Annotated in this window: 10 protein-coding genes; 7 read left to right on the top strand and 3 right to left on the bottom strand. The window is 39.8% G+C overall.

Features of this window, described 5'->3' with window-relative positions; all coding sequences use genetic code 11:
- The first annotated feature begins 391 nt into the window (after nt 1-391).
- The 5 genes from KO529_RS19060 to KO529_RS19040 all read left to right on the top strand — a co-directional run bounded on the left by KO529_RS19060 (nt 392) and on the right by KO529_RS19040 (nt 10,317).
- Complete coding sequence (locus KO529_RS19060) at nt 392-3,748, top strand: VCBS repeat-containing protein (RefSeq protein WP_215949454.1); 3,357 nt, start codon at nt 392-394, stop codon at nt 3,746-3,748.
- Nucleotides 3,741-6,989 (top strand): VCBS repeat-containing protein, encoded by a 3,249-nt coding sequence (locus tag KO529_RS19055; protein WP_215949453.1) that lies wholly within the window; start codon nt 3,741-3,743, stop codon nt 6,987-6,989. The genes KO529_RS19060 and KO529_RS19055 overlap by 8 nt, the downstream gene beginning before the upstream one ends.
- A gap of 84 nt (nt 6,990-7,073) precedes the next feature.
- Nucleotides 7,074-8,420, top strand: a complete 1,347-nt coding sequence (locus KO529_RS19050; protein ID WP_215949452.1) for a vanadium-dependent haloperoxidase — start codon at nt 7,074-7,076, stop codon at nt 8,418-8,420.
- A gap of 73 nt (nt 8,421-8,493) precedes the next feature.
- Entirely contained in the window at nt 8,494-9,390 is an 897-nt protein-coding gene (locus KO529_RS19045) for an AraC family transcriptional regulator (RefSeq protein WP_215949451.1), read from the top strand.
- Nucleotides 9,391-9,456: 66 nt separating this feature from the next.
- Nucleotides 9,457-10,317, top strand: a complete 861-nt coding sequence (locus KO529_RS19040; protein WP_215949450.1) for a hypothetical protein — start codon at nt 9,457-9,459, stop codon at nt 10,315-10,317.
- A 28-nt stretch (nt 10,318-10,345) separates the two neighbouring features.
- On the opposite strand, the gene KO529_RS19035 is transcribed toward KO529_RS19040, so the two are convergent.
- Nucleotides 10,346-14,053, bottom strand: coding sequence for a metallophosphoesterase (locus KO529_RS19035; RefSeq protein WP_348646979.1), 3,708 nt, complete (start codon nt 14,051-14,053; stop codon nt 10,346-10,348).
- A 54-nt stretch (nt 14,054-14,107) separates the two neighbouring features.
- On the opposite strand from KO529_RS19035, the gene KO529_RS19030 reads away from it, so the two are divergent.
- Nucleotides 14,108-15,298 carry a Pycsar system effector family protein gene (locus tag KO529_RS19030; RefSeq protein WP_215949448.1) on the top strand — a complete coding sequence of 397 codons (1,191 nt, stop codon included), beginning with the start codon at nt 14,108-14,110 and terminating at the stop codon, nt 15,296-15,298.
- A 15-nt stretch (nt 15,299-15,313) separates the two neighbouring features.
- On the opposite strand, the gene KO529_RS19025 is transcribed toward KO529_RS19030, so the two are convergent.
- A complete protein-coding gene (locus tag KO529_RS19025; protein WP_215949447.1) occupies nt 15,314-17,683 on the bottom strand; it encodes a ubiquitin-like protein Pup in 2,370 nt (789 codons plus the stop codon).
- Between the two features lie 204 nt (nt 17,684-17,887).
- On the opposite strand from KO529_RS19025, the gene KO529_RS19020 reads away from it, so the two are divergent.
- Nucleotides 17,888-18,790, top strand: coding sequence for a metallophosphoesterase (locus KO529_RS19020; protein ID WP_215949446.1), 903 nt, complete (start codon nt 17,888-17,890; stop codon nt 18,788-18,790).
- Between the two features lie 51 nt (nt 18,791-18,841).
- On the opposite strand, the gene KO529_RS19015 is transcribed toward KO529_RS19020, so the two are convergent.
- Nucleotides 18,842-19,567, bottom strand: a complete 726-nt coding sequence (locus KO529_RS19015) for an energy transducer TonB (RefSeq protein WP_215949445.1) — start codon at nt 19,565-19,567, stop codon at nt 18,842-18,844.
- Nucleotides 19,568-19,848 lie beyond the last annotated feature (281 nt).

Below are 19,848 nucleotides of genomic sequence, written 5' to 3'. Positions count from 1 at the left end.
ATTGTTGGGCTAAATATATTGGATTATTTATAATATATGGCATGGATATTCACTTTATCACAAAATGCAATTTTCAGGCATATCAAAATTCTATCGGTAAAGCGCAAAAAAATATCAATTATTAACAGTGCCTACACCTGTAATTTATTGAACTTTGGTTATCTTGGCCTTAATTTTTAAAGGGTGGTTTTTTCCCTTTGGAAACCAGCTTTTATAACGATTTTAAATCTTTTAAAAGGAGGTCCAAAAAGGCCATGTGTTTTATGGAATTTACCTTTCCTAGCTGGCTGGAAAAAATATCGGAAAATGGATTATAATTAAAAATGGTAAATAGGCGTAAAATACATTTATTGGATTTTAAAGCTGTCTCGAAAAATAATCACAAAGATATATGGGGAATCTTATTATAAGGGGAAGCCTTATTTTAATGGGAGTGTTATTGTTGGGGTCTTGTTCCCCAAAAAAAGAAGTTGATAAAGAGGCCGAACATAATGAGGATACCTTATTCTCTTTATTAGCTTCGGAAAAAACAGGTATCGACTTTGTAAACAAGGTGGTAAACCAGAAAAACTTTAATATTTTTAAGTATAGAAATTTCTACAATGGCGGGGGAGTGGCGATTGGCGATATTAATAACGATGGCCTGCCCGATATCTATCTTACCGGGAATATGGTTCCCAATAAACTCTATTTGAACAAAGGTAATCTCCAATTTGAGGATATTTCCGAGAAAGCCGGTGTACAGGGAAATAAACCTTGGTCTACCGGAGTAACCATGGTAGATATTAATAATGATGGTTTGTTGGATCTGTATGTAAGTAATGCAGGTAACATGGAGGGTAATAACCATGACAATGACCTTTACATAAATAATGGAGATCTTACTTTTACCGAGAAGGCAGCTGAATATAATTTGGCCAAGACCGGTTTTTCTACCCATGCCACATTTTTTGACTACGATAAGGACGGTGATCTTGATGCCTACATCTTAAATAACAGTAATGTGCCCGTAAGTAGTCTGGGTTATGCGGAACAGCGCGAGGTAAGGGCCCAAGATTGGGCAGGAGTACCGGATATCTTTAAAGGTGTGGGGGATATGCTTCTTAGAAATGACAACGGCAAGTTTGTGGATGTTAGTGAAAAGGCTGGTATTTATGGAAGTTTAATAGGCTTTGGACTTGGAGTAATGGTCAGTGATATCAATGGGGATTTGTATCCGGATATCTATGTTTCAAATGATTTTTATGAAAGGGATTACCTCTATATCAATCAAAAAGATGGCACTTTTAAAGAAGAAATTGAAGAATGGACCTCTCATTTAAGTTTATCTGCCATGGGAATAGATATGGCCGATATAAACAATGACGGTTATGCGGATATCTTTATTACGGACATGCTACCGGAAGGGGACCAAAGGGTGAAATCGGTTATGGAGTTTGAAGGCTACAACGTTTTTAAACTAAAGCAGAGCAAGGATTTTTACCAGCAGTACATCCAAAACACCTTGCAATTAAATAACGGAAATAATTCGTTTTCCGAGGTGGCCTATTACAGCGGTGTTGCCAAGACCGATTGGAGTTGGGCCGGACTTTTGTTCGATATGGACAATGACGGTTTAAAGGATATTTACATAACCAATGGTATAAACCACGATCTTACGGATCTGGATTTTGTGGACTTCTTTGCTAACGAGATTATCCAGGAAATGGCACTTACTGGGGAGAAACAATCCATAGATTCCATAATATCCAAAATGCCCATTGCTCCCCAACCTAACTACGCGTATAGGAACAATGGGGACATTACGTTTTCCAATGAAACCAAAAAATGGGGCTTGGAATTGCCCAGTATGTCCAATGGAGCGGCTTACGGTGACCTTGATAATGATGGGGACCTGGATATTGTGGTCAATAATGTAAATATGGAGGCTTTTGTATATGAGAATCACAGTGAAAAAAAGTCCGGAAATAATTATCTTAAATTAAAGTTTGAAGGCAAGGATGGGAACCAATTTGCCATTGGGGCCACAGTAAAACTTTTTTTTGACGATCAGGTAATAGTACAGGAATTAATGCCTTCTAGAGGTTTTCAATCCTCAGTAGACTATATAATGACCATTGGCCTGGGCAAGAATACCTCCATTGATTCCCTGCAGGTAATTTGGCCCGACGACCGTACCCAAAAATTTAGCAATATTAAAACCAATCAATTCCTGACACTTAAGAATTCTGAGGCCCAGGATATATTTGTTCCCAATAATAAAAGCAATGTTAACCCTCTACTTAAGGAGCTGGCCAATGCCAAGCTATTGCAGCACAAAGAGAATAATTACAATGACTTTGATTACGAAGGACTGATCTCTAAAATGCTCTCCCAAGAAGGACCGGCCTTGGCTGTGGCTGACGTTAATGGTGATGGTAATGAGGATGTTTTTATTGGAGGCGGGGCAAATCAGGCCGGGGTACTCTATCTTCATAATGGCAATGGAAAATTAACGGCCAGCGTTCAAAAGGCCTTTGAAAAGGATGTGTCGCTGGAGGATACGGCCGCAGCTTTTTTGGATGTAGATGGTGATGGCGATATGGACCTGATGGTAGGTAATGGCGGAAATCAGGTAGGGGATGAAAAACTCTATAGGGCAAGGCTTTACATTAATAACGGCAAGGGAGTTTTTGAGGCTTCATCTGAAATTTTGCCCAGTACCTTTAAAAATATTGCCGTGATTGCGCCCCATGACTTTGATAGTGACGGGGATATGGACGTCTTTATAGGGTCTAGGAGTGTTGTAGGGAATTATGGTTTGGATCCAGACCATTTATTCCTTGAAAATAAGGGAGACGGCACTTTCGTGGATGCTACGGAACGTCTTGCCTACGATACCAAACAGGCAGGCATGGTAACGGACGCTATCTGGGTAGATATGGATGGTGACCAGAAGAAAGATTTAATAACGGTGGCGGATTGGGGAAGGCCGGTAATCTATAAAAACTCGGGCAAGAGATTGTCCAAGATGAATACTGCATTGGATAGTTTAACCGGATGGTGGAATGTAGTGAGTGCAGAAGATTTGGACAATGATGGCGACTATGATTTGATTTTGGGAAATCAGGGTAACAATGTGCCCTATTCCTGCTCCAAGGAAAATCCCATGAAATTATGGGTCAATGATTTTGATAATAATGGGACCATAGAACAAATTACGACTCGAAATTTTGAGGGAAAAGACTACCCTATTCACCAAAAGAAAGAGCTGACCACCCAAATGGTGGCCTTGAAAAAACAAAACCTTAAGGCTTCCGAATATGCCAAAAGAACCATAGGGGAATTGTTTTCTGGCGAAACTTTTGATAAATCTATAGTAAAGGAGGGTACCATACAGGAATCTGTAATTGCCATTAATGAAGGGGGAGGACAATTTACCATTAAAAAATTACCAGGGCGCGTGCAATTGTCCTGCGTCTGTGGAATTACCTGTGCAGATGTTAATGGCGATGGCTATTTGGACCTTATTATGGGAGGTAATAATTTTGAATTCAAACCTCAATATTCACGCCTGGATGCCAATTTTGGAAGTATACTTTTGGGAAATGAAAAATTGGACTTTGAATGGCAAAATTATGATGAAAGCGGGTTTTTAATAAAAGAGGAAGTGAAGCATATTGAACGGTTTCAGGACAGCAATGGAAAACGATTTATAATTGCTGCCATTAATGATAACAAACCAAAAGTTTTTGTACTGGATGAGTAGATGTAGCTTATATGTTTTATTCGCTGTGGTTCTCTTGGGCTGTGGCCCCAAGGAAGGTGAAATTTTCAGGAACCCATCGCCAAGCGAAACGGGGATCGACTTTCAGAATACCGTTACGGAATCCGATGACTTGAATATTCTCGACTATCTCTATTTCTACAATGGAGGTGGAGTAGCTATTGGGGATATTAATGGGGATGGACTGCCAGATGTTTTTCTTTCCGGGAACCAAGTTAAAAATAGATTATACCTTAATGAGGGGAACCTAAAGTTTAGGGATATTACGGACACTGCGGGTATTGCTGGGGAAAGCTCCTGGAATACGGGAGCCATTATGGGAGATATTAATGGGGACGGTCTCCTGGATATCTACGTCTGCGCAGTAGTGGGCATTAATGGGTTTAATGGGCATAACGAACTGTATATAAACAACGGTAATAATACTTTTACGGAAAGTGCTGCCGAATTTGGACTCGATTTTGATACCTACAGTAGTTCTGCAGCCTTGTTGGACTATGATTTGGATGGGGATTTGGATATGTACCTGCTCAATCATGCCGTACATACCCAGGAATCTTATGGAAAAGCCGAAGTACGGCAAAAGAGAAATGTTCAATCCGGGGACAAGCTGTTGCGCAATGATGGGGGCATTTTTGTAGATGTTAGCGAGGAAGCAGGTATTTATGGCGGCGCCAATGGATACGGACTGGGCATTGCCATAGCCGATTTTAATCAGGATGGATATCCGGATATCTATGTTGGGAACGATTTTCACGAGGACGATTATTATTACATCAACAACGGCAATGGGACATTTTCCGAACAATTGCGTAGCTATTTTGGGCATACTACCAAATTTAGCATGGGGAATGACGTAGCCGATATTAATCACGATGGTTGGCCAGATCTTATTTCTTTGGACATGCTTCCCGAAGATGAAAAGGTCCTTAAGTCTTCAGAGGGGGATGACCTCACCCAAACCCAAATTCTGAGGGTGGCCCGTTTTGGGTACCATTACCAATATTCCAGGAATATGTTGTTTGTAAACCAGCAAAATGCGCCCTATTCCGAAACAGCGATCCAAAGTGGAATTGCAGCGACCGATTGGAGTTGGAGTGCGCTTTTTGGCGATTATGACCAAGATGGGGAACAGGATATCTTTATTTCCAATGGTATTCCCAAAAGGCCCAACGACCTCGACTTTATAAAATTCGCCTCGGACGAACAAATAAAAAACAAGCTAAACAATACCAAACTTGTGGACCAACAAGCCATTAATATGATGCCGTCCGGAGTAATCCATAATTATGTTTTTAAAGGCGGGGAGGACATGAAGTATCAGGATATGTCCGGAAAATGGACAGTAAAGGATACTTTGATTTCCGGGGCAACGGCCATGGCAGATTTGGACAATGATGGTGATCTGGATGTTATAACCAATACCCTTAACAGTCCAGCGGCATTGTATATCAACAAAACGGACGCCAAGGCCAATTATTTAAAACTAAGGTTTAATTATACGGCCAAGAACAAATTTGGTATTGGCACCAAAGTTTTTGCCTATCTAAATGGGAAGTTACAGTACAAGGAACTATATACCGTTCGAGGGTTCCAAGCCTCTTCAGAACCCATGGTCCATTTTGGTTTTGGAAAACAGGAGAAGATAGACTCCCTAAAAATTGTCTGGCCCAATAGGACCTTTCAAGTTATAAAAGAAGTGGCCACCAATCAGACCTTGGTTATTTCCCCGGTAAACACAAAACCCTTCAGTTATAATACGCTAACGCCTACTTCCAAAAAGATGTTCCAAAAGGTTACAGGTAACTTGGGAATCAATTTTGAGCATGAGGAAGACAATTATCTGGATATCAACAGACAGAAATTGATTCCCTATCAAATATCGGATCGTGGTCCGGCATTGGCCATAGGGGATTTGAACGGTGATGGTAAAAAGGATTTGTTCTTTGGAGGTTCCAAATACATTCCGTCCAGAATATTTTTACAAGGCGATACTACCTATCTGGAAAAGAGAATAGATAAAATTGCCAATGACTCTATAAAGGAGGATATTACTGTCCTAATAGCGGATCTGAACAAAGATGGGATGGCCGATCTTGTAATAGGATCCGGAGGCGGGGATTTTTATAATACAATGCCACCCTTAAAAGATAGTTATTACCTTCAAAACACTACCGGTTTTGAGCCTGGTGTGTTACCGGAATATTTTGAAAATGCTGCCGTAATACGGGAAAGTGATTTCGACAACGATGGGGACTTGGATTTATTTATAGGCAATAATGCCATAACCAACGATTTTGGCAATATCCCCAATTCCTTTTTGTTAAGGAATGACCAAGGAAGGTTCTCGATTGTGGAAAATAAGGAACTACAAAAGGTAGGGATGGTCACTGATGCCGCTTGGTCCGATTTTGACAATGATGGGGTATTGGATTTAATAGTGGTAGGGGAGTGGATGTCGCCGAAATTCTTTAAGAACAACAAGGGGCAATTAAAGGAAGTTTTACCTTTGGACCGCCCTTATAACGGACTCTGGGAATGTATAATCCCCTTTGATATAGATAAGGACGGAGACTTGGATTATCTACTTGGAAATTGGGGGAACAATACCAAATTTAAAGCTTCGGATAAATATCCAATGAAAATGTTTTATTCAGATTTTGACCAGAACGGAAGTACAGAGACTATCGTGGCAACTGAAAAAAATGGCAGGTATTATCCTTTGGAAGGATTGGACGAACTATCGGCCCAAATGGTTGGTCTTAGAAAGAAATTTTTGACCTATAAGTCCTTTGCAGGAAAGCCCATAGAGGATATTCTGGATGAAAATTCCCTTAAGAATAGTAACGTTCTCGAAGTGAATACGCTAGAATCGGGTTATTTGGAGAATAATGACGGGAAATATTCATTTGTTCCCTTTATATCGGAATTACAGGTTGCTCCAATAAGAGCCTTCTTAGAGTATGATTTTGATAAAGATGGGAATACGGAAATTCTTGCAGCGGGGAACTATTTTGGTGTTAAGCCATATCACGGGAGGTTGGATTCCTTCTCAGGAGCGCTTATAAAGGACAAAAATGATGTAATTTTGGGTAATAAATTAGGCCTGGAACTGGAGCTTAAATCTGTGAGACACATGAATATGGTTGATTTAAATGGTAAGACCTACCTCTTGGTTACCTTTAATGATGACAAGGCCCAGGTGTATGACCTGAGCGAATAAAAAGGTAAATTGGTCTATCGCATCCTTTTCAGGGGATATTTTGATTAATAGTGATCTATGTATTATTTGGACAAAAAAGTTAAGATGAAGCTATATTTAAGATTATTTGTATTATTTGCGGTTGTAATATCATGCAACAAAAAGGAGGAGCCAATAGTTATTACTCCTCAGGATTTACATAATTCTATACATAAGGTTACGGAAGTTATGATCCATGATATTTTTTCTCCTCCAGTGGCCAGCAGAATTTTTGCATATCCCAATATAGCGGCATATGAAATTGTAGCCCTTAACAATAGTGATTATAAGTCATTGGTAGGGCAGGTAACAGATTTGACCCCTATTCCGGTACCAGCGGAGGACAAGCCTATCAATTATCAAATGGCAGCCCTAATAGCCCATATGGAAATAAGTAAGCGTTTAATTTTTTCCGAGGATAGGATTGAGGTACACCGAGATAGTTTGTATGCAAATTGGCAAGCTAAAAACTTGACCATTTTTAAGAACTCTGAGGAATATGGTCTTGCCGTGGCAAAGCACATAGGGGATTGGTTGGACAAGGATAATTATAAGCAGACCAGGACTATGCCCAAGTTTACTATTAATACAGACGACAACTCTCGATGGCAACCCACCCCGCCGGCCTATATGGATGGTATAGAGCCTCATTGGAGCAAAATAAGGCCCTTTGTTATTGACTCGGCCAATCAATTTGTGCCAGCACCACCGCCAGCATTTTCTATGGATAAAGGGTCCGATTTTTACAGGGAAGTAAAGGAGGTGTACGATATTAGCCAAGAGATTACTGCCAAAGGGGATAGTTCGGAAGAAATAGCCATTGCAAAATTTTGGGATTGTAACCCCTATGTCTCCGTAACCAGGGGCCATTTAATGTTCGCAACCAAAAAGATCACTCCAGGGGCCCATTGGATAGGGATTACCAAAATTGCCTGCGAGAAAACAAATTCGGATTTTGACAAAACCGTATTTGCCTACACCAAAACTTCAATGGCCATAGCAGATGCCTTTATAAGTTGTTGGGACGAAAAATACCGCTCTAATTTAATACGTCCGGAAACCGTAATAAATCAGTATATAGACGAAAACTGGGCACCCGTCCTTCAAACACCTCCATTTCCTGAGTATACTAGTGGACACTCCGTGGTCTCAGGGGCTGCAGCTACAGCATTGACCAGTATTTTTGGGGATAATTTTGCGTTTGATGACGATACCGAAATACCCTATGGTCTGCCTATAAGAAGTTTCACTTCCTTTAATCAGGCTGCAGATGAAGCCGCCATAAGTAGAATGTATGGGGGCATCCATTATAGGGCAGCAGTAGAAGTAGGGGTAGGACAAGGTCGGGATTTGGGCAAATTTATTGTGGATAAACTGGAAATGAAGGGGAATAAGGAATTGGTATCCAAGTAGTTTTTATAGATTGGATTTATATATTATTTCCAAAGGCTTCAAGAATTACTTACCCGGTAAAAAATTACAATTAGTGAGAAACAAAATTGTTTATTTCGTAGTTTTCCTATTTCTGGGATCATTGGTTTGGTATCTGTTTTTAAAACCCTATGATTATTCGGTATCCATTATATCCAAGACATTCCCCGGTACCATCAATCAGAGTATAAAGTCATGGGGCAATACCAATAAGAATAATGTGTTATTGGAAGAAAGAGATTTTTTGAATATTGATCAGCAATTAAAGTTCAATGATTCTATATACCAATATCAATGGAAAATAACCCCAGTTAATGATTCTACTACAAAGATAAAGGTCTACATAAAGGAGGCAGAGCATAGCTTGGAGAATAGATTGAAAATTCCCTTTTTGGATACGGATTTTGAAAAACGTACCAAACGTACCATGTTGGACTTCAACGATGTGCTAACGGAGCATTTGGAGAAATTTAAGGTCACCGTTTTGGATACTATAGAACTGCTTCCGGATACCTATTGCGCCTATATCCCTATAAAGGCTTCACAGGTGGGCAAAGCCAAAGGAATGATGCAAAATTACCCTATTTTAAGTACTGTGCTTGTGGACAATAATGTAGCATTGAACGGCAGGCCATTTCTGGAAATTACCAATTGGAATAGGGAGGTGGACAGTGTTTCCTATAATTTTTGTTATCCAATTATCAAAAGTGATAGCCTTCCGCAGAATGATATTATAAAGTATAAGAAATTTGAGGGTGTTAGGGCGTTGAAAGCTATATATAACGGAAATTATATTACCTCTGACCGTGCTTGGTACGCCTTGTTGGATTATGCCAAAAGAAATGGGATTATGGTGAGGGAAAGACCAGTTGAGGTATTTTTTAGCAACCCGAATTTTGGGGGAAACGAACTGGATTGGATAGCTGAAATCTATATGCCCCTAAAAGAATAAAAGGAAATAAGGATACGCAGGATTAAATTGTTGTTTGGCCACCTAAATAATTAAATTTTGAATTGGATGAAAAAATACTTGTTACTGTTGCTCTGGGGAACCATCATTAGCTGTGCCAGTAATTACGGCCAACTGACCTATGTTACCAAACTTCCCCATAAATTAACTGAGAATTCCGGAATGGTCCCGGCCAAGGATTCAACGGTTTGGATCGTTATGGATAGAGGAAATCCCGATAAAATTTATCAGGTGAATTATAGTGGGGACCTCCTAAAGGAATTAAAAGTAAAGAATGCCAAAAACCACGATTGGGAAGATATGGCAAGTGATGAAAAAGGGAATGTATTCATTGGGGATTTTGGCAATAACAACAACGACAGGAAGAATTTGGCCATCTATAAAATCCCAAATCCAAATGCTGAATCTGGAGATGATATTGAGGCGATAAAGATTGAGTTTAATTATCCTGAACAGAAAGATTTTCCTCCAAAAAAGAATAAATTGCTCTTTGATGCCGAGTCATTTTTTTATTACAACAGCAACTTCTACATCGTAACAAAGAATAGGACACAACCTTTTAACAGGGAAGCCCTATTGTACAAGGTGCCTGCCGTAGAGGGCAAGCACAAGGCCCAGTATATAGGATCGTTTGTTCCTCCTAAAGGCAAGATAAAAGGGCAAGTAACCTCTGCCGATATTTCTCCTGATGGTAAGACCATAGTTCTATTGGGAAATGGTACTTTATGGGTGTTTACGAACTTTACAATGGACAATTTCCTTTCTAGTGGGACGCTAAAAACGATAGACCTGGGGGTATATACGCAATTGGAATCGGTTTCCTTTACCAATAACAATACCTTGTTGCTTTCGGACGAGGAGTCCGGAAAAACGGGAAGAAATCTATATTCATTTGTGGTGGGCAACTAGCTCCGCACCCAAAGCCTTGTAATTTATCCTAGAATCCGAAACCAACACCAAATGAAAATCTTGGGCCGTCAACACTGTTGAACAAGGCTACCCTTGCGGTCATCACATCTGCTCCGTTAAGAAAAAATCCTCCTCCGTAGGAGGTGTGCCATAAATCGGAATTTTCGTTGGGAGTCCAGACCCTTCCGTAATCAAAACCACCATATACCCCCACCGTAACTGGCAATAATCCGGTTTTTAGGCTTTTAAGACTGTATCTAAGGTCTGTGTTCTGGTAATAACTGGTCTTGCCGGAAAATCGTTGATTTCTAAAACCCCTTAAACCATCTATCCCACCAATGCTGGCTGCTTGGTAAAATTCATATTCGTCCCCTAAATTAAAATGGGCTTTCCATTTAGAGGCAAGGACCAATCTGCCACTGGACACTAATTTATGATCAAAGGAAAGACTTGGAACTATAAAGGCATAAGCCTGTCCTTGGTTTTCCAGACTGGCCTTATAGCCAACCAATAATCCAGTAGCCATCCCCATAGTGGGGAAGGCGGCATTGTCCAAATTTTCATAGCTGTATTCCGCGTCCACCCCAATAAAACTGTTTCTATTCTCCTCTCCGTTGGCCAGGTAAAAGGTGTTCACAAACCTATCTTCGGTTTCTTCCACTTCCAGACTTTCCAAGGAAATGCCCGTTCTGAATTTAGCCCCTAGCTGTCCACGCCAAATCAAAGAGGGAGAAAAATTTAAGTTTTGAATTTTCACCCTATTGTAATCCATCTCCAAAGTATCATCAAAATTTTCGGTCTCATTCCCGATTCCAAAAAAGTTAATGCTAAAGTTGGGACTGGTAAAACGGGCGGCCAGTTCCAAATTCCAGTTTTCGAAAATATGGGCAAACTCTCCTTTGTAGCCCAATTCAAAACCGTTGGTGGCAAAATAATAGGCGGCATTGTAATTGTGTTGGGTTGTGTAAGGGTTTTGTCGTAGTCCATAAAAGGTACTTGTGGCATTAAAGCCAAGCTTCATTCCATCATCGGGATTGAATCCGATGGTCGGTATTATCTGCCGTGTGTTATTCCTAAGTTTAAGTGGTTGGTAAGTGTTGGTTTCGTAATCGTTGGTAAGTCTTAGTTTTGCTCCCTTGATTTTCTTGAATGTATTTTTTTTGGATCTATGGTCATAAATCCAGGTATTTGTGCTTTCCGATACATCATAAACATCGTTGTTTTGCCCGCCAATAAGTCTAATTTTGATCTTGTTGCCCTTAGTCCCAGCAACTTCAAAAATATCATCATCGTCCAAACCATAGATCCAAATTTCCTGTGTGATGTTGCGGTTGAATTTCTTTTGAAAAAATAGCTTTTGCTTTTTTCCGTCTATGTTTCTAAAAGCTTTGATTTCCACTTCTTGTTCGGACAAATTGTTGATTTCGAACCAATCGTCCTTATCGGTACCTTTTATGACTACATATTTATTAAGTGCCAAAAAATACTCATCGGCAATTTTGGGAAGGTTCTTGATCCTGGATATAAGTATATTCTTTAATTCAAGGATATTTTCGTCCATAATTTCTTGGGGAAAGGATTTAAAGGCTTCGTCGATTACCGTCTGGCTTAGGTTTTGCTGTATATAAAACACCTCTTTATCCCAATCGGATTTTGTAGTTTCGGCCAACAAGGTTACATCCAGTCCATAGGCACTCTTGTTAAAGGCCTCCACATTTCTAATGTCATTATTAAATCCTTCCATCATTTGAAGGGCGGGAATTATTCTTGTTGCAACCCCCATTAAGGCCCCATCTCCCCAAATGGAATACACTTGGTCCCGATCCCTTGGGATGGCCTCAAAAACAATCTTTCCTGATTCCTTATCCTTGACTTCGCCCCAGCGCCATTGATCGTCATGCCTATCCCAATCCCCCATCACCATATCAAACAAGCGGGTCCTTAGATATCTATCCGTGTTTACCACATATTTTTCGTCCCGTTTAATTTTATCGATCATGTCCCAGGTACTTTCAATTTTATTGGCATATCCAAAACTGCCCAATTCGCCATGGCCGTCGCCCACCTGTTCTTCCAATATGTAAAGCTCATCCCCAAATTCGCTATTAAATTCCGCTAAGGCCGCTTGTTTTGGGATATAGTATAATTTAGGGTTGGTATGGTAGAGATCCAGCGCATCGGAAAGGGTTCCTACTGTAAGAAGGCCGTAAGGCAATGCACCTGTATAAAAATCCATTAAGAGTTTTTCGGTATAGGTGCCCTTAAACTCCCCTATGACGTATTTATCCTTAAACGCCATGGCCTGTAGATAGACCTCTGCACTCTTTTTAACGGCCCTCATTACGTATTCCTTCCCATTCTTGTCGGATAATCTCAGGGATTTGGATTGGTTTCCCCCGCCTTTACGGACCGGTTTTAAACCTCCATATAAAGTGTCCAACCTAAGGGTAGGGGCATTTACTTCCATGCCGTAGTATTTCCTATACCTATCGCCCCATACAGTTTTGAAGAATTTACTTTTTTCAATGTCTTCCTTGGAGTAAACATTAGCCTTTACCTCTTTTGGAAAATCTTTGTCGCTGAACTCGTAATTCTCCTTTCTATCCGGGGGTAGTACCTGTGTAGAAAATAGAAGGTCGGGATCATTATTTTTCCCGACCCCAAAATATCTTACCTGGGAGGAACCATCATTGAATACCTTTAATTCTGCAAAGCCCATTCTTCCCGTGGAGAATTTGGAACCGTTCAATAATCTGGTAGCTCCTTCCTTGGCCCCGGAACCACTAACGATCTGGGGGGTATTATCCTCCACAATATATTGAAGGGTATGTTCATGTCCCGAAGTCAATATAACTTTTTGCGAATACTGCGATATGGTTACTAGACGATTCCTTAATTCCGTATATCTTTTATTCTGGAGATCCGCGTAGGAGGCGCCACTGGTTTTCCTAATAAGGTTTACAAAAGAGCCTAATACAGGAAAGGGAAATTTGCCGCCTGCAGGGTTTAAATGGAGTTTTGCCGAATACTGTCCGCCGTGTGGGCCGTAACTGAACATAGGATGGTGTAGGGCCAATATGGTGGTCTTGTCACGGTTTTTTTTGATAAGGCTTTCCAGTTCCTCAAAAAATGTTACTCGGTCCTTTATTTCGCATTTATCGTTCATCTTAGGGTGTTTGTCCCAATTGGTCAGGTACCATTCCGTATCAATGGCGATAAGCACTATTTCATCATTGATGTCTATTTTCTCTATAGGGCACCCATCTTCGGGAAAAAAGACCTCTTTGCTTTTCAATTTCTTCTGAATATATTTTTGTTGTCTTTCCAGCCCTTCCAGCCCCTCATTGTACCAATCATGGTTTCCTGGAATAAATATGGGATTGCCCTTAAATTGGGCCAGGGTCTTTAGTTGTGCATCTATGTTGTTTTTAGCTTCCAGATAGGCTTGGGTGGAATCCTTTTTGTCTGGCATTCCGGCAGGATAGATATTATCTCCCAAAAAGAGGGCAGTACTATTTTTGTTGGCTTTTTCCAAGGCCCTTTGAAAAGCTTTAAGCGCTTCACTTTGATCGTTCATAGGTGATTTTCCTGCATCCCCTATCAAATAAAAGGTATGCAACAATTCACTGTCGCTGGATATATCCCTTCCAATGGCACCATCCGCATATTTCGTTTTATATGTGGCACAGCCTACCAATAGAAAAAGTATTATTATAAGTAGGTAATGTTTCCTCATGTACATCTGTTTAGAAATCAAAATTTTGTAATTTGTGGGTCATAATTAACTATTATGTCGGAAATCCTCGAAAAAACTAAAAACTTTGTTGTTGATTTATTATCTAATAAACTAGATTCCAGTTATTTGTACCACAACTTAAGCCATACGCAGCGGGTTGTTAAAAGTACTAAAGAATTATTGAACTTTTATAATTTGGGTGAGGAGGAAACTGAAATGCTATTATTGGCGGCTTGGTTACATGATACTGGATATACCAAAGGTTCGGAGAACCATGAGGAAACCAGTTGTGGTATAGCCCGGGAGTTTTTGGCAGCACAGAATTATGATAAAAAGAAGATAGAAAGTATTTGTAGCCTTATAATGGCAACCAAAAGGTTCTATGAGCCCCAAAATCTCCTGGAGGAGATTATTAGGGATGCCGATTGTTCCCATTTTGGAAAAAAGAGCTATATGGAAACCGCCGAGTTGCTTAGGGAAGAGTTGGATATTTTAGGGTTGGCAACTTATACACAAAAGGAATGGCGAGACGCTAATCTCAAGATGTTCCAAACGGAACAGCGTTTTTATACCGATTATGCCCTTCAAAATTGGCAGGAAGAAAAGAATAAAAATATAAGAAGGCTGATTAAGGGGAAAAAAGCGGAGGAAAATTTAGTAAAAAAGGAGAAATTAAAGGCTAAATATAAAAGTGAAAGTCCCGATCGGGGTATACAGACCTTGTTTAGGGTAACTTTAAAGAATCATTTAATGCTCAGTGATATAGCGGACACCAAAGCTAATATCCTGCTCTCCGTAAATGCCATTATTATATCTTTGGTGTTGTCCAACCTTATGACCAAACTGGACAATCCGTCCAACAATTACTTGATCTATCCCACCTTATTATTTGTTGTTTTTAGTGTGGTGTCCATGGTACTTGCTGTTCTTGCGACAAGGCCAAATGTTACCCAGGGCGAGTTTACCAAGGAGGATGTAAGGCAACGCAAAGTAAATTTGTTGTTTTTTGGTAATTTTCACAAAATGAAATTGGAGGATTACCAATGGGCCATAAACGAATTGGTACAGGACAAGGATTATATATATTCCTCATTGACCAAGGATCTCTATTATCTAGGATTGGTATTGAACAGGAAGTATAAAATACTGAGATGGACTTATACTATTTTTATTATAGGAATGATTGTCTCCGTTATTGCCTTTGTCGTGGCCTTTAAGTATTTTGGTCCGGATCGTGGTATATGACCAATGGAAACAATGTTATTTGTTCAATTCCAGCATTAAGTCTTCGTAGGTATAGGTCTTGTCCTTTTCTTTAGTGGATTTGTATAGAATGGAAGCCCTAATTGCCTTTAGGCCGGAAACCCCTTGTAGCCCTTCCAATTCAACAATTTCTACCTTGCCGCTGAAATAACCTTTGGACTTAAGGAACCTAATATATCGTAAGTATTCCAGTTCATCCTTTTTTTGTGAATAGACAATGGCAATTTTGCCTGCCTGGGTCAATCTTTCATTGGTGCCTTTAATGTACGACTTGTCAATTCGTTTTTTTATGATCTCATATCTGGCATTGTAGGTACCGTCTACGTCAAAACGTTTTTCATCCATCCTAAATCGAATGGATAAAGAGCCGTTGTAGACAAGTATAAGCGATGCCACATTTAATTGTACCTGCAGCTTGGATTTAAGGTCATAATGCTTGTTTTCCATCTCACAGATAACCTGTAACTGCCACAACCTAAGGTTGTTGAGATAAAGTAGGTCGAACGCCCTTGCTCCGGTTATGGAATCCCCTATGTACATATTATGTTCCACACCATCGGTCTTGTAGCGCTCAAAATAGTGGGGATACATTTCCTGTGCCTCTTCCTGTTTGTTGTCTATTACCGATGCCAACTTTTTGTTGATCAGCATTACACTTTGATCATAATTTTTTCTGTGATCATAGTAGGAACCGGTTCCCTTATCTATTTTGGCTTCATAGGAAAGTAATAGATTTTGAATTTGGGTATCGGATTTTTTGATATGGGCAAACACCGGGTTTATTTCTTCTTGCACAAAATCGAAAATAGCCTGTTCGCTATTGGTATGTAAGACCTCTTTGATCTCATCAAGGTGGTTGTCCACCCTGAATATAAGTTCTTCGTAAATTGGCAAACCATACTTCTGCCAAACCTCGGTCATTATTTGCCTAATTTCGGACAACTGGATCATAAGATCCCTTTGAATTGCCATATTTCTTTCCTGGGAGGAATTTTGGATATCTACCTGCCCGTACAATGGATATACTTCATCAAAAACAATTTCGCGGAAAGAGGGTTGTAAACCTTCCATATCGTCCAATATAAAACGCTTTGCCTCCTCCTTAAATTTCCAGTACACGGAAGGATGCACAGAAGTACATTCGTTCTGGATAACCGCATCGATCAAATTTTCCTCCTCCTGTATTGAACGTAATACTGCAGAAACGATATAGGGAATTACATCGTCCAATTTCGTGGCATTTACGCTGTTAAGGTCATTGGCCTTATCGGAGACCAGTTCCAATACTCCCAGCAACTGCCCATCTTTAGCAATGGGAGACAAAAGGGCACTTTTAATTTTTTGTTCGTGCAAACACTTATATGGCGCCATACCATTTGAAAGCTTGTAGTACTTGTCAACATCGCTTATTACAAAGCAGTGGTTTTGATCAATTAACTTACTGTATGAGGACTTGCAAAGGGCCTCATTACAAGTTTCAACTTGTTTTTTTTGCAAGATGAAACTATCTATTCCGTTTACGGAAACCCTCTCAAATTGCTCTTCTTTGGAATTGTACACCGAGAATCCAATACGTAAATTTGGCAACCCAAATAAAGATTTAAAGGTTTCTTCCACCCCTGTGATGAAATTACCTCCAGTTTTATCGTTAATGATCAGGTTGGATTTAATTTCCGAAATAGAATGTTCCGCGGTAACATCGAACATATTCGAGATTACAAAACCTTTACTGATAAAACTATTGGGCGGTATCTTCTGTTTCCAAAGATCCACATTGTCTATATTTTCCAATAACTTGTTTACGTCTTCTTGGGTAATTGTTAATGGGGTCCCATTGGGAATGATTTCCATAAAATCGGCATTGTACAAAATCCGGTAATGCCTCATAACCCCATTGGCATCGGGAATATCGTAAAAAAAGGGCCTTTTGAAATCTAAATTAAATCCGTAATAAAAGTTAAGGATGACCACACAGGCCATAATATAGTTCACCTCTCCTTCTTGGTTCCTTATTTGCGGAAGATAATCTGGTCCGGCAGCTGCCAATATTTTTTCAAAGCGCTTACTGGAATTAAATATGATGTCCGTGTATGGTGAAGAAGCCGTTTTTATTTCGTTGGTGGTAAGTACGGACGAAAACAAATCTTGCAAAATAATTTGAATTACGTCCTTATGCTTTTCCAATAGGATGATGTCTTTGAAGCCATCACGCAATTCTGGAAATGGAGCTTGGGCATTTAAAATATATCGTGCCTTGGTGGCCAAAAACGAATCTTCGCTTTCTACCATTTCATCATACTGCTTTAATAATTTATTAAAGCTTATATGATGTTCCAGTGGTGATATTTTTTCAGATAATCCCTTCATTACTCACCTTAGTCCAAGTTTGAACCGTAAAATTACAAAAGAAATTGCTTTCTTTCTCTATAGTGTCAATATTGAAACAACCTTGTTTTTAGGTTATTTAACGAATATCTGTTGTTTGGCCATTTTACAAGGTCATTTTTTTTGAACATATATATAAACCTCATTGTCTTCAACTAAAAAGTATTAACTTTTAACCCAAAACCAATGACCTCATCTGCCAGATTGTCCAGGGCTTATAAAAATGCCAAGATTCTGCCTTTTGACGACAGCTCAAAAATTATTCTTTTTAGTGACTGCCATAGGGGCGATAGTAGTTTTGCCGACGAATTTGCCAATAATCGCAATATTTATTTTCATGCCCTAAGGCACTACTTCAACGAGGGTTATACGTATTGCGAATTGGGGGACGGTGATGAACTTTGGGAGAATCTAAACTTTGACTCCATTTTTACTGCACATAAGAACGTATATAAACTTTTAAAGCAATTTCATCTAGAAAAAAGACTCCATATGATTTGGGGGAATCATGATATGGTTTATAAAGATCCTTTGTATGTAAAAAAAAATTTATCATCCTATTTTGAGCCCATTGATGATTGCAATAAAGAATTGTTTGAAGACATCACCTATCACGAGGCCATAATTTTAAAGCATAAGAACAGCGGGCAAGAGTTGTTTTTGACCCATGGACACCAGGCAGACTGGTGGAACTATACCTTTTGGCGCTGGGGCAGATTCTTGGTGCGTGTATTATGGAAGCCGTTGCAGGTATGGGGTATTGCCGATCCTACGAGTCCAGCAAAGAATTACAAGGAGCTGATAAAAATTGAAAGGCGTATAAAAAAATGGATTTTGGCCAACAATGAGATGCTGACGATAGCAGGCCATACCCACAGACCCCGCTTTCCTGCTCCCGGGGATATTCCATTTTTTAATGATGGTAGCTGTGTGCATCCTCGGAGTATTACCGGGTTGGAGATCCAGAAGGGGACCATTGCCCTCATAAAATGGGAAATAGCTACAAAGGACGATGGCACCCTGCAGATTGTTAGAATTTTGCTGGACGGGCCTCAACAACTTATCAGTTATAATAAAGCTAAATCCTAGGTCTACAACTTATAGGGAATAGGATGTACAATTATGAATGGGTCTGTTTTGTTATTGCAGCCTAAAAGTTATAGGGATGGTATAGGGAACCTTAACGGCCCTTCCCCTTTGCTTTCCTGGCGTCATTTGCGGTAATGCGGCAATAATCCGGTGGGCTTCCTTTTCCAACATTTTGTCCGGTCCCCTTGTTCTAATGTTGGTTATAAAACCGGTATTATCGATAATAAATTGTACATATACCTTGCCTTCAATGCCCAATTCCACTGCAACATCGGGATAGGTAAATTGTTTTATGATGTGTTCCTGGATTTTTTTCTGAAAGCAAGCTTTCTGGGCCTCGTTGGAGGTTTCTTTACATCCTGGAAAAACAGGAACATTTTCGATTACAGCAAAAGGCACTTCAATATCTTCCTCTTCTTCCTCCACCACTGCTATATCTTCAACTTGTAATATAGCCTCCTCCACTATTGTTTCCTGATTTATTTCTGTACTTTGAATCACCGTTTCCTCTATTTCGGCCACATCCTCAACAATTTCTATAACTTCGGGAGCTGCTGGAGGAGGGGGCGGTGGTGGAACATTCAATGCCTCGGTAACCGGTACTTTTTCTTCCAAGTAATCTGTTACCGTCAACTGCTCTATGGCAGTATTTGCCTTGGGATACGTTTTTAACTCCAAAGCCCTCCATACTACAAATAGTACTATAACTAGGCCAATTACAAAGAAAAGTCCACTTTTTCTGTTTAAATCTGCCCTAGGATTCTTTTTTGGTTCCATGACACAGTATTTTAACACATAAGTTATCAAGTATTTACTTCAATTCATATGACATAGATCAGTTTTTGCATTATTCTTTCTTCGAGTCGTAGTGCCCATTTATTACTGGAGAAGGGGACTAAACATGCCATAATTATCAAGCTACTTTATTCCCTGGATTCCCCCTGCGATTTATATTGTTGTGGAATAATTGGGGCACATTGCTACTTTAATCACCAGTCAGAAATATCACCTTCCCCTTTTTGGAATTGGATAATCCAAAGGGCATGATGTTGATTATT

It is taken from the genome of Arenibacter algicola (genome assembly GCF_018860365.1).
GTDB lineage: Bacteria > Bacteroidota > Bacteroidia > Flavobacteriales > Flavobacteriaceae > Arenibacter > Arenibacter algicola_B.
Note: the sequence above shows the minus strand (reverse complement) of the source record. Positions and strands in the feature narration are given on the sequence as shown.